Raw genomic sequence first — 22,603 nt, 5'->3', positions numbered from 1 at the left:
GTGACACCATATTGAGCATTCGAGGTCTGGCTCGAGATCAATATTCAACTTGCTCCGGCGTCGTAAGAACTTTTGAGGATGAGCTGCAGCCGGGTGTCACGAGCGATCGCCGCGGCATCCACGCAATGGAAAGCGCTTACATGTTCAAGAGCTACTACGGCGACGTAGACATCGACGAGCTGGTGAAGAACCCAGCGTGCGTGGCCCGCGTCTGTCTACTCTCCGGCCCCTGGATGCGGCACGGCGCTCTCCGGTGGGCTCAGCGGGAGCTCCACCACGAACGTCGCGCCGGCGCCCGGCTTGCTCTGCACCTGGATGGATCCGCCGTGCGACGCCACGATCGAGCGCGCGATGTAGAGCCCGAGCCCGATGCCGCCGAAGTTGCGCACCGACACGGCGCGCTCGAAGCGCTCGAAGATCCTGCCCTGATCGGCCTCCGCGATCCCGATCCCCTCGTCCCGGACCACGAGCAGCGCGCGATCCGCCTGCCGCCGCACGCCGATGAAAATAGGCCCACCTGCGCCGTACTTCATCGCGTTCGACAGGAGGTTGACGACGACCTGCTCCAGGCGATCCGGATCCCAGTGCCCGACCACGGGCGCTCCCAGATCCAGCTGCGCCGGGCAGCGGGCGTCCGCGAGCTGGGGGCGCATCCGCTCGACGACCTCACCCACCAGCGCCGCCAGATCGACCGGCGCCCGCGTGAGCGCCAGCCGCCCGGCGTTCATCCTCGTGACGTCGAGCAGCTCGTCGACCAGGCGCCCGAGCCGCGACGTCTGGCGGCCGAGGATGCGGAACATCGCCTCGATCCGCGCCGGGGGAACGCCCGCGAGCGAGCCGCGGCGCAGCAGGCGCTCGGCCGCCTGCACCTGCATCTGCATCGACGTCAGCGGGGTCTTGAGCTCGTGAGACGCGACGACGAGGAACTCGTCCCGCCGCTCGATGGCCTCCTGGGCCTCGGTGTACAGGCGGATATTGTCGAGCACGAGCGCCGCGCGGCGCCCCAGCTCCTCGGCCAGCCGCAGGTCGGCGGGGCCACAGCGGCGCTCGGGCGCCGTCGCCAGCAGGGTCATGACGCCGAAGTACCGGTCGCGCGCGAGCAGCGGAACCCGCAGGAACGCGTGGACGCCGAGCCGCTCCCAGGGCGGCCTGACCCGCGGGTCGAGCGAACGCACCTGCTGCACCAGCGGCGCGGCGCGGCCATCGACCCCCTCGGATCCGGCCGGCGGCGCTCCTGCCAGAGCGCGCAGCGCGTCCTTCAGCGCTGCCAGCTGCTCGCCGGGCACCCCCGCGACGACCGTCGGGCCCGGTGTCCTGTCCGCCGAGAGCACCTCGACGACACACTGATCCGAGAGCTCGGGCACCGGGAGCTGCGCCACGCTCTCGAAGGTCGCGCTGTACCCCAGCGTCATCAGCTTGCGGCTCGCCTCGGCCAGGAAGCGCTCGGCCTGCTCGGCCCGCTTGCGCTCGGTGATGTCGGTGGAGATGCCGCAGAGCACGCCGGGCATCACCCCCTCGCCGAGAGGGAATTTGATCGACAGGAACGTGTGCAGCCCGTCCTCCAGCGGCACCGTCTCCTCCCACTCCATCGGCGCACCCGTCTCGAGCACCTTCCGCTCGTGCTCGCGGACCATCTCGGCGAAGGGAGCCGGGAAGAGGTCGGCGTCGGTCCTCCCGAGGAGCTGCTCGCTCGGCACGCCCAGGAGGGCGCCGACCTGCCGGTTGGCGAGCAGGAATCGGCCCTCTCGATCCTTGACGTAGACGCTCGCCGCCGAGTTGTCGACGATGGCCTGGAGCATCTTCTGATTGGCCTTGAGCGCCTGTTCCGCCCGCCGCCGCTCGGCGTTCTCCTGCTCCACCTCGGCATAGAGCATCGCGTTCTCCAGCGAGAACGCCGACTGCGAGGCGAGCAGCTCGACGACGCTGAGCCGCCCGGGGGTGAACGCCCCGGTGGCGAGGTTGTTTTCCAGGTAGAGCAGGCCGATGAGCCGAGCCTGGCGCACGATCGGGAGGCACAGCACCGATCTCGCGCGCTTGCGCCGGAAATACGCATCCTCCACGAAGGGGTGCCGGCCGGCGGCGTCGTCGAGCAGCACGCGCTCGTGGCTCCGGCGAACATAGTTGAGGACCGACTGCGGCAACGCGGTCGAAGGCGCCTCGCCCGCCTCCAGCAGCCGTACCGCGCCCCCCGGCGCCTCGATCGCCGCGAGCCACAGCTGCTCCTCCCGCACCAGGAGGACACAGCCCTCCTCGGCGCCCGCGTGCTCGACCACGATGCGAAGCAGCACCTCGAGCAGCCGCGAGAGCTTGAGCTCGCCAGAGATGCTCTGCGCGGCCTTCACCACCGACAGGACGTCGAACTGCTCGGCCCGCACGGCGAAGGTGACGGTGGGGGCGATCGGCTTGCGCGGGGCGAGGTGAGGGTAGCGCTGATCGAGCTGCTCCACCTTGGCGCGGGCGCCCCAGCGGAAATAGCCGGCGCGGGCGCTTCGCAGGTAGCTGTCGGCGGGCGTCGAGAGGCCGCGCGCGCGGTAGAACTCCGCGGCGAGCTCGCAGGCGATGGCCTCATGCTGGACGAAGCCGCCCTCGCGCGCCGCCGCGATGGCCTGCTCGTAGAGCCGGCCGGCCTCCGGCTCGCGCCCGAGGAGCCGGGCGATCTCGGCGCGGACCAGGGCGTGCTTGTGGAGGAAGTTGTCGGGGCCGCTCCTGGCCCACGCGCCGAGCTGCCGCTCGCACTCGAGGAGCTCCTCGGGGAGCACCCACGGCGGGGATGGCTGCGCCTCGCCCGCGCCGTGCGGCGCGTGCGGCGCGTTGAAGAGGGCCGCGAGCGCGAGCGCGCGACAATAGAAGCTCTCGGCGATGAGCGCGTGCGGACCGACCCTGGCGGGGTGCTCGGCGATCGCGCGGGTCGCCGCCGCGAGCGCCTCTCGGGGAGAGCCGAGCACGAAGAGCGCCTGCGCCTTCAAGCTGTAATAGAAGTCGCGCGCGGCCTCCAGGTGCCCCCCCTCCTCCAGCCGCGCCTCGAAGGCCGGCGGATCCAGCTCGGACCCGTCCGGCATCGAGAAGCGGACCGGCCTCCCGCGCAGCGCCTGGATCATGGCGTGGCCGCCGAGGAGGGCGTTGTGCGCGAACGTGTGGCCGACCCTGCGCACGAAACCGAGGCGCTCTTCGACCTCGTGAAGCACGTCCTCCAGCGGCTCGCCGGCGAGCAGCGGGAACAGCGCGGCCCAGATGCAGTTGAGGCACGCGTTGTTCACATCACCGGACTCGACCGCGGCGGTGAAGCCGTCGCGCGTGGTTGGATACGTCTCCCGGTAGTGGCGTGTCCAGAAGACGACATAGTGTCCGAAGAGGATGACCACCACCGATTTCGTGGTGAGCAGGCCGCTCTTCTGCGCCAGGTCGTAGCCGAGCCTGCCGAACGAATAAGCCTCCTGATATCGCCCGAACCTCGAGCTCATCACCATCGCGAAGGCGGCGTACGCGACGGCGGAGTGCTCGGCGTTGCCGTGGCGCAGGCTGAGCTTGACCATGCGCATGACGGCGAGGTGGTACAGGTTCGGGTCCACGAAGAACGAAGGGAGGGACACGCTCTGCAGCACGCCCATCGTGATCTTGATCCCTGGGTGCGTCATGGGCGGCAGGTGGATCAGGTCCTCGATGGCCCGATTGCCCAGGGCCTTCCAGACGCTCTCGGTCTCCTCCTCGACCTGCGCGTCGGTGGGGTGGAGCGGCAGATCGACGTCGCACGCGCGGAGGCCCGAGAGCGCGATCTCCACCGCGCGGGCGTATTGCCCGCGGGTGGCGTTCAGCGCGACGGCGAGCTCGACGACGGCGGCCGTCTCGTGCCGTGTCCTCGCGCGATCCATGAGCTCTTCCACGCGCCCCTCGGCTTCCTCGAAGCTGCCGGTGATGTACGCGACGTGCGCGCGCTCGAAGGTCAGGCCGTAGGTCAGCTCGTGGCGCGTCTCCCACGAGGCCGGCGCGAGCAGCGAGAGGCCAGCCGCGAAGAGCGCGGCGGCGGACTGGAAGGCCGCGGCCGCCTTGGCCTTCCTGCCGGCGCGGAGGTTCAGCGCGGCGACCTCGTCCCGCTCCGCCTGGGAACGCAGGAGCGCGGCGCCGCGGTTGAGGTGGGCGACGACGTCGAAGAGCGCGTCGTCGCGCTCCTCCGCGCGTCGTGCCCCGAGGAGCAGCCGCCCGATACAGAGGTGCATCTCGGCGAGCTGTCCCGCCGGGACGAGCGAGGTTGCGGCTTGCTGCACCCGGTCGTGGAGGAATCGATAAGCGCCGTTCCGGCGGAGCAGCAGCCCCTCCTGCACGGCCTCCTCGAGCGCGTCGTGGAGCTCCGCCGCCGGACGGCCCGCGACCACCGCGAGCGTGTCGAGCTCCAGGCTGCTGCCGAGGCACGCGGCGAGCGTGAGCGCGTCCCGCGTCGGGCCCGAGAGCCGCTTCAGCTTGCCCGCCATCAGCTCGACGACGTTGTCGGTGAACTCCTTGTCCCGGATCGCGGCGATGTCCCAGCGCCACCTGCCCTCCTCCGCGTCGAAGGTGATGAGCCCCTCCTGGTGCAGCGCGATGAGGAACTGGAGCACGAAGAACGGGTTGCCGCCGGTCTTCTCATAGACGAGCTCCGAGAGCGGCTCGACCTGCTCTGCCGGCGCGTGCGGCGCGTGGACCGTCTCGGCGACGAGCGCCCCGACATGGGCGGCCGAGAGCGGATCGAGGACGAGCTCGACGACGGCGGCGCCGCGCTTCCGCGCCTCGGCCAGCGTGAGCCGCAGCGGGTGCGCGGGGCCGACCTCGTTGTCGCGGTACGCGCCAATCAAGAGGAGGTGCTCGGACCCGGCGTAGGTGGCGAGCTGCTCGAGCAGCTGGAGGCTCGCCGCGTCGGCCCACTGCAGATCGTCGAGGAAGAGCGCAACGGGGTGGTCCTTCTGGGCGCACGCCGAGACGAAGCGCTGGAGCGTCGCGTGCAGCCGGCTCTGGGCCTCGGCGGGCGGCAGCTCGGGCACAGGCGGCTGCGGGCCGAGGAGCAGCGTGAGCTCGGGGAGCACGTCGGCGAGCAACCCGCCGCTCTCGCCGAGGGCGTCCCGGAGGCGCTGTCTCCAGCCCTCGACCTGATCGTCGCTCGCGCAGAGGATCTCCTGAAAGAGCGCCCGGAACGCCTGATGAAAGGCGCTGTAGGGGACGTCCCTCGCGGCTTGCTCGAACTTGCCGGACAGGAAGAAGCCGCGCTCCCTCACCACCGGCCTGTGCAGCTCGGCGACGAGCGACGATTTGCCGATGCCCGAGTAGCCCGACACGAGCACGAGCTCTGGCCGGCCGCTCGCGACCACGCGCTCGAACACGGCGAGCAGCGCCGCAACCTCGCGCTCGCGCCCGTACAGCCGCTGCGGGACCTGGAACCGGTCGGAGAGATCGCGCCCTCCGAGCGCGAAGGGGGGAATGGATCCGCTCGCCCGCCATCTGGCGAAGCACTCGTCCAGGTCGTGCCGCAGGCCCGCCGCGCTCTGATAACGCTCCTCGGCGGCCTTGGAGAGCAGCTTGAGCACCACCGCGGAGAGCTGCGGGGGAATCGAGGGGACGAGCGCGTGCGGCGGCCGCGGCGCCTGGGCGATGTGGCAATAGACCCACGCGACGGGATCGCCGGCCTGGAACGGCAGCGTGCCCGTCAGCATCTCGTAGAAGACGACGCCCAGGGAGTAGAGATCGGTCCGCTGGTCGATCCAGCGGTTCATCCGGCCTGTCTGTTCCGGGGCCATGTAGGCCAGGGTCCCCTCGATGAGCCCGACGTGCTCGAGGTGCTGGAGCTCGCGGGGGATCCGGGACGCAATCCCCAGATCGGTGATCTTCACCTCGCCGGTGGCGGGGTTGAGGAGCACGTTCTGCGGCTTGATGTCCTTGTGGACGACGTCGTGCCGGTGCAGCCCGGCGAGCGCCTCGACCAGGCGGATGGCGAGGGGGAAGAAGCGCTCGAGCGGCGTCGGCCCGTCGCCATCGAGCAGCCGATCGAGCGACACGCCGCCGAAATCCTCCAGGACGAGCGCCGGCTGGTCGCCGAGCATCGCGAGCCCATGGGGCATGACGATGGCCGTTGTGTCGAGCGCCCGAGCGATCTCGTATTCGTGGCGAAGCCGCTCGGCGGCGCGAGGGCTCGCGTGATCGCGCCGGAGGACCTTGAGCACCACCGGATGGCCATCGTCCTCGCGCACACCCCGGTACAGAAGGGTGTCTGAGCCTTCGTAGAGGGTCTCGATGATGGCGTAACGGGACGAAGACCCGTGATCGGACGAGACGGGATTGGTGCCCACGTGAGCCCTGATGCGGGTGATGGGCGACACATGCTGCCATGGTCGGCGGGCGGCGCCAGCGCTTTGAGCGGGCGGCGCGCCGGCCCTCTTACGTCCTCCGCGAACCCCCAGCGCGCCTCGCCCCACACCGGGCCCGCCATGTCGATGACATCGTGGCAGGACCTCTGCCCCGCGCGCTGGATCGGGGAATGTCCGCTCATCAGCGGCGCACAAGCGCCTCGCTCCCCGCCAGCGTGCCGCCCAGGGTCCCCCATCGCCCCGCGAGCTGCCGGCCCGCGATCGCATAGCTGACCACGCCGACCTGCTGGCTCGGCGACCAGCCCACGACGAGCTGATCGCCCGAGCGGATGCCCACCCCCTTGAGCGCGCCGGTGCTCAGCGCCCACGTGACGGCGTACGTCTCGCCCGTGGGCACGATGACGACCGTGCCCTTGCGAGCGCCGTCGACGATCCGGTAGCTGCCCATCCCACGGCGAGCGTCTGCCCCTGCACGAACGCGATCCCCTCGTAGCCCGCGCCCTTCGTGATGATCCAGGCGATGCGGTACGTGTCGCCAGCGGGCGAACCAGGCGTCGAAGCCGGGGGGGATCAGGTGCGCGCAGCCGAGCTGCGCGGCGCGGGCGGACGGCGGATCCAGCGGGCCGAAGAGCACCTCGCGCATGAGCGACATGACCGAGGCGCTCGGCCCGCGGCTCGGCTCGACCCAGTAAAGGCGCGCGGTGAGCAGGTAGAACGCGAGCAGCCCGAGCGCCCAGACGTCCGACGCCGGGACGACCTGCGCGGCGCGCTCGGTCTGCTCGGGCGCCATCCAGAGTCGAGACCGCCTGTGCCGTGCCTGACGACTGGGACGGCGCCCGCACCGCCGCGAACGCGATCCCTGCGGGCAAGGACTGCGGCGGGCAGCCGTGCGTGCACTCGGTCTCTATCAAGGCGCCGGCCGTGACGGTGACCGGCGCATGCACGCCCAGGGTGGACGCGCCGCCCGCCGCCGGCGCTCCTCAATCCGTGGCAGATCCGGTCTCGGGCATGGTCGAGGCCGATCACGGCGTCTCCCCCTGGCCCCATGACCCTGCGACGTGGCACTCGGCGCTTAGCCCGCTGCGCTCCCATCGTCCCACCCCGCCTTCGTCGCCATCGCTTTCTCCTTCGTCGCGATGGCGACTGGCAACCGGCCCCGATGGGCGGGTCACGATGGCGTTGGTCGGGCGCTTGCCGCGCAGACACGCCTGAACTGCTCGTGCGTCCGCAGGCTGAGCGCAGGCAGATCGAGATCGCGGAGCAGGGGGTTCGGCGCGGGCAAGCGGGCCATGATCCTATGGAAGATGCACGGTGCTCGGCCCACTGCAAACGCCAGCGCGACATCGTGGCTGTGCCGACGAGCGGAGCTCGACGCCCCGTGAATCGAGACCGCGGCATACGCGGCGATTGCCTCATCCTCAGGGGAAACCGCTGGAAGGTCGGCCTGGTAGAGCGGCGCGAACAGCGCGTCGTGAGCGAGCGCGTCGAGACCAGCGGGCTCGGCGATCGCTCGCTCGGAGCCCGGTGCCGATCGACGGACCCAGCGGCGCCGCACCAGCGTCTCGGCCTCGACAACGCCGTTCCGCGGGGTCACGCGACCCGGCGTTCGCCCCTTCAAACCCCCGCTGCCCCCGCCCTTTGACTGCCAGCGCCCCCTCCTGTATGGATCCACACGATGGACGAGGAGCTGACGCTGCTTCAGAAATGGCGCGCCGGTGATCTGCCGGCCGGCAACGAGCTCTTTAAGCGGAGCTTCGACTCGATCTATCGCTTCTTCGCCAACAAGACTCGTAACCTGGCCGACGCGGAGGATCTCCTTCAGAGGACCTTCGAGACGATGGTCACCGCGTGCGACGGTTTCGAGGGCAGGTCCAGCTTCCGAGTGTATTCGCTTGGGATCGCGTACAACATCCTTCGCCATTACTACCGGGATCTCGCACGCGAGCGGAAATTCGTCGACGACGCCGAGGTCTCCCTCGCAGACCTCGGCGCGGGGCCCCACACCCACCTGGAAGTCGCCGAGCAGCAAAGAATCCTCGTCCAGGCGCTGCGCCGAATCCCCACCGAATTCCAGGTGGTCCTCGAGCTCCGGTACTTCGAGGGGCAAGACCCGGACGCGATCGCCGCGATCCTCGGGCTCAACCCCAATACGATCCGGGGCCGCATCGGACGCGGCCGCAAGAAGCTCCTTGCGACGATCGAGGAGATGATCCGGAGCGCGCCCGAGCACCAGTATCCAGCGCTCGACATGAACACGCTGGACCGGCTGCTCGCCGACGCGGGCCCTGGCGGCTCCCCTCAGAGCGCTCGCTGATCCTGGCTGGCGCTACCCCACCCCGGCGCACTGGCGCGCGGCGCGTCGTCCGGCCCCGCTCCGAACTGGCTCGCCTTCACGATGGCGCCCCAGCGAAGGTAAGCGTCTCGCGCGGCACGGCTGTATACCGCGCCTATGATCGGTTGGCCGGTGGCCGTGCAGTGCTGCGCCGCGAGCTCCGAGGCCAGCGCCTCATAGTGCACGCGACCATGCTTCACGGACGACTCCACCGCGGCATTCAGGTGGTGCAGCACGTCGAGTCGGCCCCGCACGCGGCACACCTCGCCTCGCAAGATCTCGAAGCGAGCCTCGAAGTTCGCCGGGCACAGGTCCGCCCAGCGCTCGAACTGCCGGAGCGCGCGGCTCGCGAGCGCCCACGCCGACACCTTGTCGCGAGCACCAGCGTCATCCCACGTCTTGAGCACCGACAGTGCGTAATAGAACAGGTACTCGGCCAGCGATGGGTTCGAGAAGGCATTGGCCTCAAGGCGGCTCGCCGCGCGCCCGAGGGCGCAGGCCTGCTCATAGTCGCCGTGCAAGTAGAGTGCGCCGATCTTCATCGCGGGGAAGAAGAACACCGCCACAGGCGTCGTCGCGGTCGAGAGCGACGCCGCGAAGTCGGCCTCGCTCCACCCTGCTACCGAAAGATCCGTCGGCCCAGCGGTCTCCCCTCGCAGGCACCTGCAGACCTGCTCCAGCCCCTTGAGCACGGAGGTCATGTCGTGGTCACGCGCTTGCCGTGTGTACATCTGCATCGCGGCCGCGGTCGATACGACGTCGTCGAGCCGCACGCCGCGATAGTACCGGACGCACGCGAACGAGGTCGCGTCGTACGACGCATGCCCGAAGTCGGCGTTCTCCACGCAGAGCGTGAGGCCCCTCTTCAGCACCTCCTCGCACACCTCGAACGCGTCGGTCCACGGCAGGATGAACACGCCGTTCATGAGGTCAATCTTCGGCTGGAGCCACTTGTTGGAGAACCTCTCATTCATCCGCGAGGCGATCATCCCGAACTCGCGTGCCCGCCGGTGGCGGCCGAAAAGGCCCGACAGGATCAGCCCGTATCCCGCGAACCCGTAGGAGGACACGTCCGTGATGCCGCCGGAGAGCGATCGCCGGACAATCCGCATCATGAGGATCGACATCAGATCGCTGTCGATCAGGTACGCCGGTGGGCCCATGGCCACGAGCAGCCGCAGGATCGCCGAGTTCTGCTGACCAGACACGTCTAAGTTAAGGAGACTCTGCGTCGAGCGGCGCCGCAGCGCCCAGGCTGTCTTCACGAGCTCGGCCAGTGCAGCGGGCCTGTCGCCGGTGTCGGGGAGCGCCTCACCCAGCGCGCGCAGCCCGGAGGTGCCGTGCTTGAGCGCGCTCCGGTGCTCGCCCCGCGATGTCTCCAGCGACACGATGAGCTCGTGCACCTTCCCGACGTCGACCGCGGTGCGCGCGCGGGACGCCAGCAGATGGAACAGCTGTCTCTCCTTCATGCGGTTGCCCTGAAGAGACTCCGCTTGCATGTACGCGAGGTGGATCTCGAAGGACAGATCGTAACTCGACTGCCAATGATCCGGCGGGAGCAACGAGAGGCTTATCTGCAAGAACCGCGATGACTCCGCGAAAGCGTTTGCGACGATCGCCCGCTTGCCGGCGAGCAGGTTGAGCTCGACGAGCCGCTCCCGCAGGGCGCCGCTCGCGAGGTCACGGCCCGCGTTGAGGTGCCCGACGACCCGGAAGAGCGTGTCGCTCCGCTCCGGCGGCGAGCCACGCGTGAGCAGAATGCGGCCGACCTCCAGGTTGATGGCCTTGGCCTGGTCAGGGCTCGCCAGGTTGTGCGCCGCCTGCTGGACTCGATCGTGCGTGAAGGTCAGCGTCGTCGGCATGGCGCCCGCATCGCGCGCTCGGTCGGGCTCCGGCGCGGCCGAGAGTAGGCCGCGGAGAACGCACTCGTCCACGCCTCTCATGATTTCCTGTCGCGTGTACTGGGACGACCCGAGCACGTCCAGGAGGATGGACGTCTCGAACTCGCGCCCGAGGCAGGAGGCGACGGTCAGGAGGTGCCGCGCCGGGCCCGACAGCGACTCGATCTTGTGCATGATGAGCGCGACGATGTCCCCGGGGAGCTCCGCCGAGCGGGTCGCGTCGTTTCGCCACTCCCAGCATTCTTGGTCGGGGACGAATACAATGAGCTCCTGATCGTGCAGCGAGGTGAGCAGCGTCCGCGCAAACAGTGGGTTGCCATCGGTCTTGTCGAGGATGAACGTGCCCATCACCTGCGCTCGCTCCCTGGAACACCCGAGCGTCTCGGCGCTAAGCTCCTCGATGCTCTCCCTGTCCAGAGGCACCAGCGTGATGTGGTGCAGCGGCGCCTGCTGCGCCGCGTTCTGCCGGAGGGCGGTCACGATCGGGTGATCGGGGCCAACCTCGTTGTCGCGGAAGGCGCCCACCCAGAGGACGTACTGCACCTGCTCATCCTTGAGGGCCGACGAGATGAAAGTGATGGTCGCGAGATCGCACCATTGCATGTCGTCGAGCACGATGACGAGCGGCTCGTCCGGGCTGGCGCACGCGCACACGAGGCTCGTGAGGACGTTCTGGAACCGGGCGGCGGTCTCGGCCGGCGGGAGCTGAGTGACCGCGGGCTGCTCGCCGACGAGCGCCCCCAGTTCCGGGAGGACGCCGAAGAGCAGCCTCGTGTTGGCGGGAATCGCGGAGAGGAGGCGAGCGCGCCACTCCGCCTGGACGCTCTCGTCGCCGCCGAGCACGCCGCGGAAGAGCTGCCGGAGCGCCTGCACGATCGTTGCATACGGCTCGTCGTTCCCGAACTGATTGAACTTGCCGATGATCTTGCGGGCGCGCTCGAGCTGCTGGCACGCTGTCTCGATGAGCTTCGTCTTGCCGATGCCGGAAGGCCCGCTCACGAGCAGGAGCTCGGCCCCGCCGCGCGCGACGCGCTGGTACGCCTCCCGAATCTGCGTGAGCTCGGGCGACCGGCCATAGAGCACGTCGGGCACCGTGAACTGGCTCGTCGTGTCCTTGGCCCCGAGCGGGAACGCCGAGATGTCGCCGTGGCGCTCAGCAAGGTGGAGGCAGCGCGCCAGATCGTGCCGGATCCCCCGCCCGCTGCGGTAGCCGTTCGAGGCGCTCTGGAGCTTCTTGATGAGGCGACAGAGCTGGTCGTGCACGCGTGGGTCCTCGACGCCGGCCGAGGCGTCGAGGTCCTCCGTCGCCCAGAGGGGGATCGCCCCGGGCGCGCGCATCAGCAGCGCGGACAGCAGGGTCCCGATGACGCCGTAGCGAGACGCCGCGTCGTCGGGGCGGTCGTGGACGAGGAGCCTCGGGTCGACGACGGCGACGCTATAGCTCGTCACGTCGACCATGACCCCATCGAAGGTCGAGCCCGCGAGCGCCATGCCCGAGGCGCGCAGCGCGATGAGCGCGTCCGTGAGCCCTATGGCGATGCGAAGCGCCATCGTGACCTCCAGGGGCGCCGGGCGCGTCATCAGCTCGCTCAGGGGCACCCCATGAAACCCGACGGACGCGGCGCACGGCGCGCTCGTCTTCTCGGCCCGCAGGCCCGCGTCGAGCAACGCCGTCAGCTCGCCCATCGACGAATAACGCTGGTCGGGATCCACGGACAGGCTCTTGAGCAGCAACGCGGTGAGCCAGCCCGGCACACGCCCTTCGTCCGGCGCCACGACCAGCCGGTGGTTGCGGATGTTGTCTCGGATCTCCACGAGATTGCGCCCGCAGAAGGGTCGATGCCCGAACAGCGCCTCGAAGAGAGACACGCCGAAGCTGAACTGGTCGCTCCGTGAATCGACATTGGCGTGCTCAAACTGCTCGGGCGACATGTAGGCGACGGTCCCCATCACGGTGTTGGGCGCCGTGAGCGTGCTGCCTGGGTCCAGCGCCGGCTCGCCACTGCGCCGCTCGTCGATGATACCTTGAGGCAACCGCCGGAACGCGAGGCCGAAGTCCAGTACTTTCACGCGGCCATCTTTGCCCACGATGATGTTATCGGGCTTGAAATCGCGGTGAACCAGCGCAACCCGGTGGGCCGCCCACAGGCCCTCTCCCGCCTGGAGGAACGCGTCGACGATCGCCGTCCAAGGCCGCTGCGCGGTCGCGAGCCAGTCGCGCATCGTGATGCCTCGGACGAGCTCCATGGAGATGTAGACGCAGCCGTCCGTCTCGTCGACCTCATAGACGCCGACCACGTTCGGGTGCGAGACGGTCGCCATCACCCGCGCCTCGCGGAGCAACCGCAGCTTGCCCTGTTCGGACTCGGTGAACGTCGGGTGGAGCAGCTTGAGCGCGACCTCGCGGTTGAGCCGGGTGTCGATCGCCACGTAGACGATGCCCATGCCTCCCTCGCCCAGCTTGCGGACCAGGCAGTAGTGTCCCACGCGCGGGGCCGCGGCGGCGCCGCCGAACAGCCTCTGCTGGACGCGCATCGCGACCATCTGCTTGTCGAGGGCCGGCCCGGCGGCGGCGACGCCTGCCGGGCCGCCCGGGCGCGCGACCAGCCTGGTCTTCTCGTCGCGGGGCCCATTCGGTTCCTGCGCCGCCACGGCGGTGCGTGCGAGCACGTCTGCACTCGGGCCACGCCTGTCGTGGGCGTCGATCTCGCCCCGTTCCCCATGCTCCGCGTCGTCCCTGCTCACATCGCCTCCGCCTGTGCCGGTTCGCTGTAAGCGATGCTACACCATCCCCGGGCGCGCGGCACTCCGAGCGAGCGGCGCTCCGAGCCGGGCTATCCCTGCTCGATCCACTCGAGGAGGAGCCCGTTGACGCGCTCTGGGGCTTCCCAGTGCAGCCAGTGCGTCTCGTCCTTGAAGAGGACCGAGCGACCGTCTTTGCAGAACGTCATGCTGGGCTCCACCATGCTCGCTGACAGGAACGGATCTCGCGCGCCCCAGAGGAGCAGCACGGGACAGTCGATCTGGGTGCGAGGGAACCTGGAGAAGACCTCCCTGCCCAGGGCGCGATACCAAGAAAGCATGCCCCGCATGGCGTCGGGCCGGCCCCACGCCTCGAAGTAGCTCGCGAGCTCGCGCTCGCTGAACGTACCGGGCCTGGCCGCGAGCCCGAGCTTGACGAGCCCACTATAGCCCTCGAGCCTGCATAGCGCCTCGGCCAGGTGGGGAATTTGGAATAGGTAGATGTACCAGCTCCGCTTGAACTGCTCGAACGAGAGGAGCGCCCGCTGAAACGTGGAAAAATGAGGGCAGTTGAGGATGGCCAACCGTTCGACCCGCTCCACGTGGTTCGCGGCCACCCACCAGGCGACGGCGCCTCCCCAGTCGTGCCCGACGAGGGAGACGCGGTCGAGCGCAAGCGCGTCGAGGATGCCGATCACGTCCCCCGCCAGGCGGGCGATCTTGTAGGAGTCCGTCCCGGAGGGCTTCTCGCTGAGGTTGTAGCCGCGCTGGTCCGGGACGATGACGCGATACCCACGCTCCGCCAGCGGTCCGATCTGGTGTCTCCAGCCGTACCAGTGATCGGGGAAGCCGTGGAGCAGGACGACCGGCTTGCCGGTCGCCGGGCCGGCGCTCACCACGTGGAGCCGTACCCCATTCACGTTGAAATAACTTTCCTCTGTCATCACGCCGCCCTCCGACTTGCCGGTGTAAGTGTGGTGTCAATACGGTCTTCGCCGCGAACGATCAAAGACATACGCCGCAGATGAGCGAGGACTTGCCTCCATGCCTCCCAGTAGCTGACCTGCTCGTACGGCAGCCCGTGCTTGATGCAGTAGCTCGCGATGATCGGCTTTGCCCTGCGCAGCCGCATGCAGGGAACGTGGGGCAGCAGGTGATGCTCGATCTGGAGGTTCAGGCCGCCGCAGAGGAGCGTGCCCAGCCACGAGCTGTCGTAGTTGCGCGAGTACCGCACCTGGCGCACGAAGAACGGGAGTTGCTGATCGGGTGCCTGGGTCCCGGTGCCTACGTGGGGCACGACGAGGATCGCCGCCATGTACAGGCCGTTGAGCACGGTCATGGACGCATAGTTGATCAAGGCCGTCCGCGGCGACACCACGGTCATGGGCACGACGAGCCAGAGGACGAAGTGCGCCACGATGCAGCCCACATCGGCCGCGGTCCGGCGACCCAGGTTACGGACCAGATAAATCATCCCATCGATCTTGATCGCGGCGCCCCAGGCGATGAAGCCGACCCAGACGCTGAACGGCTGGAGCCGCGCCACGACGCGCGGAAGGCCCCGCGATCGCTGCGCAGCGCGCTCGTAGAGCGCATAGCCAAGCGATTCCATGTCGGGATCGATGCCCTCCGCGTTCGGGTGGTTATGATGCCGCGAGTGGGTGCTCTGCCAGTAGCTGTACGAGAAGCCCACCAGCAGGCTGTTCGAGACGAGCCCCATCGCGCTCCTCCAGCGCATGTGCGTCGTGATCGCCCCGTGCCCGACCTCGTGCGCGAAGAGCCCCAGCTGCATCATCATGACGGCCACGATCACGATGGCCGCGGTCCGCGGCGGCCACCCGGGATCCGTGAGAAGCACGGCGTAGCTTCCTGCGTAAATGCAGAACACGGTCAAGAACCAGATCACGTGATACGACGTGGCTGGCTGAAAGGTTCCTGCTGCCTTGAGCTCAGGGAGCAAGCTGCGGATGTGGTGTTCCCGCTCTGCTGGGGAGCTCGCGGAGATTATCGTCTTGTTGTCGAGCAAATCCATCTCGCCTACCAAGGCCTTTCCCGTTCGTTTCCCTTGCGCAGCGCCCGCCCCTCCACACGGAGATGGGCGAGCACGGGCCGGGAGGCGTGTTGTTCGCTTTCGTTTTCTTGAGTGCCCGGCCGCGCGAATCTGATCCGGGCAACCGGAGAGGATCACGAATTTCTTACGAATCGATACATTTGGTCAGTAGGTGCGCTCCGGAGGGGCCAGATCGAGCGCGGCCTTCGGCGAGGGGGCGCGCTGAGGGCCAGCTCCTATCGAACGAGCGCTCGCGCGGAGGCGGCAGGCGCCGATCCTCAGCGGCGGCGAGGCCTCGTGGGTTCACCGCCGCACAAGCGCCTCGCTCCCCGCCAGCGTGCCGCCCAGGGTCCCCCATCGCCCCGCGAGCTGCCGGCCCGCGATCGCATAGCTGACCACGCCGACCTGCTGGCTCGGCGACCAGCCCACGACGAGCTGATCGCCCGAGCGGATGCCCACCCCCTTGAGCGCGCCGGTGCTCAGCGCCCACGTGACGGCGTACGTCTCGCCCGTGGGCACGATGACGACCGTGCCCTTGCGAGCGCCGTCGACGATCCGGTAGCTGCCGACCAGCCCTTCAGGGCCCTCCAGCTCCTCGGAGATCACCTGGCCGGGCCGATCCGTGGCGATCCACTGCCCGCGGAGGCGGCCGCCGTCGATGCGGTAGGCGGCCGCGCCGTAGGGCCCGCCGCTCGCCCATCCCACGGCGAGCGTCTGCCCCTGCACGAACGCGATCCCCTCGTAGCCCGCGCCCTTCGTGATGATCCAGGCGACGCGGTACGTGTCGCCGCTCCGGGAGAGGAGGACGTTGCCCGAGTAGCTGCCCTGCCCGCCCGGGTTGCGCGACGATACGATGTCGTACGTGCCGGCCAGATCGACGTCGCTGCTCGCCGCGACGCTCGATGGCCTGGCCGGCGGCGTCGGCGCCCCGCCCGTGGCTGTGGCCGAATCGCCGCTGCCGTACAGCGGCGCCGGCGGCGCGCCGTCGGCGCCGCGGTCCGCCGCGCGGAGCCGCTGAAAGGCCACGAAGCCGCCGATCATGAGCGCGGCGACGGCGACCAGCCCGCCGCCTGCGATCGCGAGCAGCAGGCCCCAGGGGGCCCTGCGCGGGGGCAACGCCGGCACCGGGACGAGCGTGCCGCCGGCCATGCCGCCGACGTCGGTGCGGTAGACCCCCGGCTGGGTCGGCGCGGTGGTCGGCCCGGAAAGGCCGGAAACCACCGGCGGTGTGGGCATGGAGGGCATGGATGGCATGGCCGGCAGCGGCGCGGACCTGTGGGCGGCCGCGGCCAGCACGGGATCGAGCGCCGCCATGGCCTGCGCCGCGTCGGCGAAGCGAGCGCGGACGTCGCGGGCGAGGCACCGGGCGAACCAGGCGTCGAAGCCGGGGGGGATCAAGTGCGCGCAGCCGAGCTGCGCGGCGCGGGCGGACGGCGGATCCAGCGGGCCGAAGAGCACCTCGCGCATGAGCGACATGACCGAGGCGCTCGGCCCGCGGCTCGGCTCGACCCAGTAGACGCGCGCGGTGAGCAGGTAGAACGCGAGCAGCCCGAGCGCCCAGACGTCCGACGCCGGGGCGACCTGCGCGGCGACCTCGGTCTGCTCGGGCGCCATCCAGAGCGGCGTCCCGACCGACGCGGTGATCGACGTCGTCGCCCGCGCCTCGGCCACGATCTTCGCGACGCCGAAGTCGAGCACCTTCACCTTGAAGCGGATGTTCTGCTGCCGCGGCCGCGCGATGAAGATGTTCTCGGGCTTGAGATCGCGGTGGACGACCCCCGCGCGGTGCGCCGCGCCGAGCGCGTGGCACAGCTGCCCCATCAGCTCGCGCACCTCGTCGGGCGGCAGCGCGCCGCGCTGCGCCATCACGGCCGAAAGGTCGGCCCCGTCGAGCAGCTCCATGGCCAGCCAGGGCGTCTGCGTCGCGGGATCGACCCCCGCGGCGACGACCTCGACGACGTGATCGCTCTCGATCCGCGCCCCTACCCTCGCCTCCTGCTCGAAGCGCTCGCGGAAGCGCGGGTCCTGCGCGAGCTGCGCGTGCATCAGCTTCACCGCGCGCGGCTTGCCCGTCGAGAGCTGCTCGGCGACGAACACGGCGCCCATGCCCCCCTGGCTCAGGGGGCGGACGACGCGGAAATCGCCCCCGAGGACGGCGCCGGGGGCGAGCGGTGCGGCTGTCGTGGGGTCGACCATGGCGAACGGGAACCCTCCAGGCAACGTCGCGTGACGCGCGACGCGCTCCGGTAGCGTACCCAAAGACGCGCGATCCCGGGGCTCCGCGGAGCGCCCGCGCGGCAGGCGGCGCCATCGCCGGCGTCGGGCCTCCCGCCGGGCGCGGGGCGGGCGGCGCTCAGCCCTCGCCGCCCTCGATCCGCACCAGGATCTGGTTCGTCGCGCTCAGACGCACGGGATAGGTCTTGAGCCCCTCCCCGCCGCTCAGGGCCTCTCCGGTCTCCAGGTTGAACTTCTGGGCGTGCAGCGGGCAGATGAGCGTGCAGCCGCCGAGCAGCCCATCGACCAGCGGCCCGCCGCGGTGCGGGCAGCTCGCCTGTGTGGCGAACACGCGGCCATCCCGCGCGACGAACACCGCGATGCGCTCCGATCCGACCTCGAATGCGCGCCCCTCGCCGGGCGGGATCGCCGAGAGAGGGCCCAGGGTGATCTCCATCTCGCGCCCCCTCATTGCACGACCGGCAGGACCGATCGGAACTGGTTCGCCGTCCTCGGGGAGTTCGCCTCTCGCCACGGATCGCGGTACGCCTCGACCGTCTTCCGCATCTCCTCGTCGAGGCGCGCCGCGATGCCCTCGCTGTCGTCCACGACCACCGCCCGGATCTTCTGGATGCCAATGCGCTCCACGAATCCATACGTCCGCTCCAGGTACCTGGCGTTCTCGCGGTAATACTGGATGAATCGCCCCATGAGCTTGAGCGCGTCCTCGTGCGTGTCGACCGCGCAGAGCACGTCGCCCTTGCGCACGTGGGCGCCGGCCGCGCCGCCCACGTAGATCTCCCACTTGCCCCCCTCCACCGCGACGGCGCCGACGTCCTTCACCATCGCCTCCGAGCAGTTGCGCGGACAGCCGGCGGTCGCGAGCTTGAGCTTGGCCGGCGTGTCCATGCCCTGGAAGCGCTCCTCGATCTTCAGCGCGAGCGCGATGCTGTCGCCGAGCCCATACCGGCAGAAATCGCTCCCCACGCAGCTCTTGCACGTGCGGTACGATTTGCCGTAAGCGAACCCAGAAGGCATGTCGAGGTCGCGCCACACGGCCGGCAGGTCCTCCTTCTTCACGCCGAGCAGGTCGATGCGCTGGCCGCCGGTGAGCTTCACGAGCGGCACCCGGTACTTGTCGACGACGTCCGCGATCCGCCGCAGCTGCGCGGCCGACGTGACGCCCCCCGCGATCTGCGGGATCACGCTGAAGGTGCCGTCCTTCTGGATGTTGGCGTGAACGCGATCGTTGATGAAGCGGGCGTCGCGCTCGTCGTCGTAGTCGTGGTGCCATAATGTGCGGAGCAGCGACGCGAGCCCCGGCTTGCTCCCCGGGTCCTCGCTCCCGCCGGCGAGCTCGCGGAACACGGCGGACACCGACCGGAGCCCGCGCTCGCGGATCGCCTGGACCAGCTCGGGCTTGCTCAGCGGGACGCCAGGCACGTAGTAGCTGGCCGCGGGGTCCTGCTCCGCCGCGCCCCCGCACGCCCACGCCACGACCTCCGATACGAGCTGCTTGCAGGCGCCGCAGCCCATGCCCGCCCGCGTCGCGTCCATGACGGTCCGGAGGGTCCGCTTGCCGGCGCGCACACACGCGACGATGCCCTCCTTGGTGACGCCGTTGCAGTTGCAAACCTGCATCCCCTGCGGCATCTCCTCGATCGTCGCCTGCGGCGAGGGCGCGCCGAGCTCGAACAGCAGCGACAGCCGCTCTTCCGGGAGCGGCGTGCTCTTGTCGAACGCCTGCATCAGGTACGCGGCCTTGCTGACGTCGCCAAGGAGGATGCCGCCGAGCAGCCTGCCGTCGCGGATGATGAGCTTCTTGTACGTGCCCTTCTTCGGCTCGAGGAACTGCACGATCTCGTCGCGGTCGTCGGCGGGCTCGGTGATGCCCATCGAGGCGAGCTGGATGCCCATGACCTTGAGCTTCGTGGAGACCTTCGAGCCGGCGTAGGAGGCCTTCTCGTTGCGCTTCGTGATGTGGTCGGCCAGCACCTTGCCCTGCTCCCAGAGCGGCGCCACGAGCCCGTAGACCTGCCCCCGGTGCTGCGCGCACTCGCCGACGGCGTAGATCCTCGGGTCGTCGGGCGAGCGCATGTGGTTGTCCACCACGATCCCGCGCTCGACGGTCAGGCCGGCGCGCAGGGCGATCTCCACGTTCGGCCGGATGCCCGCGGAGATCACCACGAGATCGCAGGCGAGCGCCTCGTCGTCGGCGAAGCGGAGCCCCGTCACGCGGTCCTCTCCGCGCACCTCCTTCGTGCTCTTGTTGAGGTGCACCGTCACGCCGAGCTGCTCGAGCGTGGTCCTCAGGATGCCGCCCGCCGTGGCGTCGAGCTGCTGCCCCATCAGGTGACCGCTGATGTGGACGACGTGGACGTCGAGGCCGAAGTTCTGCAGCCCGCGCGCGGCCTCGAGCCCGAGCAGCCCGCCGCCGATGACCGCGGCGCTCCGCTTGCCGCGCGCGTACTGCGCGATCTTGTGGCAGTCGTCCAGGCTGCGGAACACGAACACACCTGGCTTCTCCCTGCCGCCCTCCAGCCGCACCCCCTGGATCGGCGGGATGTACGGCGAGCTGCCCGTCGCGATGATCAGGTTGTCGTACGGCGCCACGACCCCGTGATCGCCTGTCACCTGGCGCGAGTGCCGGTGGATGGCCCGCGCGCGCACGCCCGCGTGGAGCTGGATGCCGTTCTCCCGGTACCAGGCCAGGGGGTTCAGGAAGATCTCGCTCGGGTCCTGGGAGCCGTTGAGCACCTCCGAGAGCAGGATGCGGTTGTAATTGCCATACGGCTCGTCGCCGAAGATGGTGATCTCGAACTGGTCGGCGCCGCCCCGCGCGAGGATCTCCTCGACCGTGCGGACGCCGGCCATCCCGTTGCCGATCAACACGAGCTTTCGCTTCTTCTGCATGGCTCAGATCTCCGCCAGGCCGATGTCGATCGTCGCGAGCCCGCGCGCGCCTTCGGGCGCGCCCACGCACAGCTCGATCACGCTCTCCGGGTGGATGTCCTCGACGATCACGAGGGGCACGTGGATCGCCGCCTTGGCGCCGATCGGGAAATAGCGCATCGGGTGGCCGTCGCGCTTGAGGAGCAGGTAGATGAGCTCGGACGTGGAGTTGCCCGCGCGCAGGTAGATGAGCTGAGCGCGCTTGTCCCGCGGGACGGTGTACCCGACCGCCGGACGAAGGGGCACCGGCTGCTCCAGGCCCTGCCCCTCGAACGAGTAGACACCCTGTATGAACCTCGGTGTTTCCAATGTGGCCTCCCGGGCGGATCATCGGACCCTCGGACGGGCGCGCGCGCCGTACGCCGCCCGGCGCGCGCCGCGGCGCTCTGGCACCGCACCACGGTCATACAGCGAGGACAGTTTCGAGGGTTCGTTGCCCGGCGGCGCGATCCCGTGTAGGTCGAGTTTCCAAGGTGTTTCGATCGTCACTGTCCTCTTCGCCCCGCCCGGCCGGCGCCGCTGAGCTCGTCGTCGTCGGGGCCGGCTCGGCGGGCGCCGTGATCGCGGCGCGCGTCACGGAGCGCGCGGATCGCGAGGTCCTGCTGCTCGAGGCGGGCCCGGACTACCCGGACCCGGAAGGCCTGCCCGCGGACCTCCGGGACGGCACCCGCAACTCGTGGCTCGCGCACGACTGGGGCTATCGCCACCGGCCGACGCCCGGGCAGATCATGTTCCTCTTCCCGCGCGGCAAGGTGGTCGGCGGCTCGTCGGCCGTGAACACGTGCATCGCGGTCCGCGGCCAGCCGTACGACTACGACGAGTGGGCGGCGCTCGGCCTGCCCGAGTGGGGCTTCGACGCCTGCCTGCCCTATTTCAAGCGCCTCGAGGACGATCTCGACTTCGGCGAGCCCTGGCACGGCAAGGGCGGCCCGGTGCCGATCCGCCGCGCCCGGCGCGAGGAGCTCGTGCCGTGGCAGGCGGCGTTCGTCGATGGGTGCAGGGCGCTCGGTTACCCCGAGTGCGCGGACACCAACGATCCGCGCGCGCCCGGCGGCGTCGGGCCGCACGCGATGAACAAGATCGACGGACAGCGCATGAGCGCGGCGCGCTGCTACCTGACCGCCGAGGTGCGCCGGCGCGAGAACCTGCGGCTCCGGCCGCGCACGACGGTGCGGCGGGTGCTCGTGCGGAACCGCCGCGTCGAGGGGGTCGAGATCGAGACGGACGGGCGCGTCGAGGTCGTCGCGACGCGGAAGGTCGTGCTGAGCGCCGGCGCGATCGCGACGCCGGGGATCCTGCTGCGCAGCGGGATCGGGCCGCGGGCCGAGCTCGCGCGCCTCGGGGTCGCGCTCGTGTCCGACGTGCCCGCCGTGGGGGCGCGGCTGCTCGATCATCCGGGGGCCGTCATCGGCCTGTGGCCGCGCCGCCGCGGCCTGATCGACGTCCTGCGCCAGCCGCTCGTCCAGACGATGCTCCGCTATACGTCGCGCGGCAGCCCGTACCCGAACGACGTGATGCTCCAGCCGGGCTCGTTCTTCCCGCTGCACCCGCGCCTCACGATACCGGCGTTCGCGATCGCGTGCTGCATCGGCAAGCCGCGCGGCGTCGGCCGCATCGAGCACGCGAGCGCCGACCCGCACGCGCGGCCCCGCATCGCCTCGAACATGCTCGTCGACCGAGACGACCTGTCGCGCGCGGTCGACGCGCTCACGCTCGCGTACGAGATCGCCCGCACCGCGCCGATGCGCGAGCTCGGCTGGTTCGTCTGGCCAACGGAGCGCACGCTGATGCGGCGGGAGGCGCTGGAGCGGTGGATCACCCGGAGCTGCGGCTCGGGCTACCACCCGTGCGGGACGGCCCCGATGGGGCCCGAGGGGGACGTCTCGGCGGCGGTCGACGGGCGCGGGCGGGTCCGCGGCGTCGAGGGCCTCGTCGTCGCGGACGCGAGCATCATGCCGACCATCCCGAGCGTGAACACGAACCTGACAGCGCTGATGATCGGCGAGCGGTTCGGCGAGTGGCTCCGCGACGGCGCGGTGTAGCCGCCGCCCGGGGGCGAGGGACCCCTCGCCGGCCTCTCGTT

General features: G+C 70.0%; 12 protein-coding genes. 2 read left to right on the top strand and 10 right to left on the bottom strand.

The annotated features are described in order from the left end of the window. Positions 1-215: 215 nt before the first annotated feature. From WMF34_RS18080 to WMF34_RS18070, 3 genes are all read right to left on the bottom strand, one after another. Positions 216-6,311 carry an AAA family ATPase gene (locus WMF34_RS18080; RefSeq protein ID WP_437994028.1) on the bottom strand — a complete coding sequence of 2,032 codons (6,096 nt, stop codon included), beginning with the start codon at positions 6,309-6,311 and terminating at the stop codon, positions 216-218. Between the two features lie 199 nt (positions 6,312-6,510). After that, entirely contained in the window at positions 6,511-7,119 is a 609-nt protein-coding gene (locus WMF34_RS18075; RefSeq protein WP_012236126.1) for a hypothetical protein, read from the bottom strand. 378 nt (positions 7,120-7,497) lie between these two features. Beyond that, positions 7,498-7,923 (bottom strand): hypothetical protein, encoded by a 426-nt coding sequence (locus WMF34_RS18070; protein ID WP_044965180.1) that lies wholly within the window; start codon positions 7,921-7,923, stop codon positions 7,498-7,500. An 81-nt stretch (positions 7,924-8,004) separates the two neighbouring features. On the opposite strand from WMF34_RS18070, the gene WMF34_RS18065 reads away from it, so the two are divergent. Further along, positions 8,005-8,643, top strand: coding sequence for an RNA polymerase sigma factor (locus tag WMF34_RS18065; RefSeq protein WP_012236124.1), 639 nt, complete (start codon positions 8,005-8,007; stop codon positions 8,641-8,643). On the opposite strand, the gene WMF34_RS18060 is transcribed toward WMF34_RS18065, so the two are convergent. The 7 genes from WMF34_RS18060 to WMF34_RS18030 form a co-directional block, all read right to left on the bottom strand. Next, positions 8,628-13,232 carry a serine/threonine-protein kinase gene (locus tag WMF34_RS18060; RefSeq protein WP_437994027.1) on the bottom strand — a complete coding sequence of 1,535 codons (4,605 nt, stop codon included), beginning with the start codon at positions 13,230-13,232 and terminating at the stop codon, positions 8,628-8,630. The genes WMF34_RS18065 and WMF34_RS18060 overlap by 16 nt on opposite strands. A 164-nt stretch (positions 13,233-13,396) precedes the next feature. Next, positions 13,397-14,248 carry an alpha/beta fold hydrolase gene (locus tag WMF34_RS18055; RefSeq protein ID WP_012236122.1) on the bottom strand — a complete coding sequence of 284 codons (852 nt, stop codon included), beginning with the start codon at positions 14,246-14,248 and terminating at the stop codon, positions 13,397-13,399. Next, positions 14,248-15,336: a fatty acid desaturase family protein gene (locus WMF34_RS18050; protein ID WP_044965178.1), complete on the bottom strand. Its 1,089-nt coding sequence runs from the start codon at positions 15,334-15,336 to the stop codon at positions 14,248-14,250. The genes WMF34_RS18055 and WMF34_RS18050 overlap by 1 nt, the downstream gene beginning before the upstream one ends. Positions 15,337-15,657: 321 nt before the next feature. Beyond that, positions 15,658-17,550 (bottom strand): serine/threonine protein kinase, encoded by a 1,893-nt coding sequence (locus tag WMF34_RS18045; RefSeq protein WP_437994026.1) that lies wholly within the window; start codon positions 17,548-17,550, stop codon positions 15,658-15,660. Between the two features lie 157 nt (positions 17,551-17,707). After that, complete coding sequence (locus tag WMF34_RS18040) at positions 17,708-18,025, bottom strand: Rieske (2Fe-2S) protein (RefSeq protein ID WP_437994025.1); 318 nt, start codon at positions 18,023-18,025, stop codon at positions 17,708-17,710. A gap of 11 nt (positions 18,026-18,036) precedes the next feature. Continuing rightward, positions 18,037-20,481 carry a nitrite reductase large subunit NirB gene (gene nirB, locus WMF34_RS18035; protein ID WP_437994024.1) on the bottom strand — a complete coding sequence of 815 codons (2,445 nt, stop codon included), beginning with the start codon at positions 20,479-20,481 and terminating at the stop codon, positions 18,037-18,039. 3 nt (positions 20,482-20,484) lie between these two features. Next, positions 20,485-20,829 carry a hypothetical protein gene (locus WMF34_RS18030; RefSeq protein WP_012236117.1) on the bottom strand — a complete coding sequence of 115 codons (345 nt, stop codon included), beginning with the start codon at positions 20,827-20,829 and terminating at the stop codon, positions 20,485-20,487. Positions 20,830-20,993: 164 nt separating this feature from the next. Between WMF34_RS18030 and WMF34_RS18025 the strand changes: the two genes are divergently transcribed. Continuing rightward, positions 20,994-22,562 (top strand): GMC family oxidoreductase, encoded by a 1,569-nt coding sequence (locus WMF34_RS18025; protein ID WP_437994023.1) that lies wholly within the window; start codon positions 20,994-20,996, stop codon positions 22,560-22,562. Positions 22,563-22,603 lie beyond the last annotated feature (41 nt).

The sequence above is a fragment of the Sorangium sp. So ce145 genome (assembly GCF_051525985.1).
Classification (GTDB): domain Bacteria; phylum Myxococcota_A; class Polyangia; order Polyangiales; family Polyangiaceae; genus Sorangium; species Sorangium cellulosum_B.
This window is presented reverse-complemented; position numbering and strand designations above follow the sequence as displayed.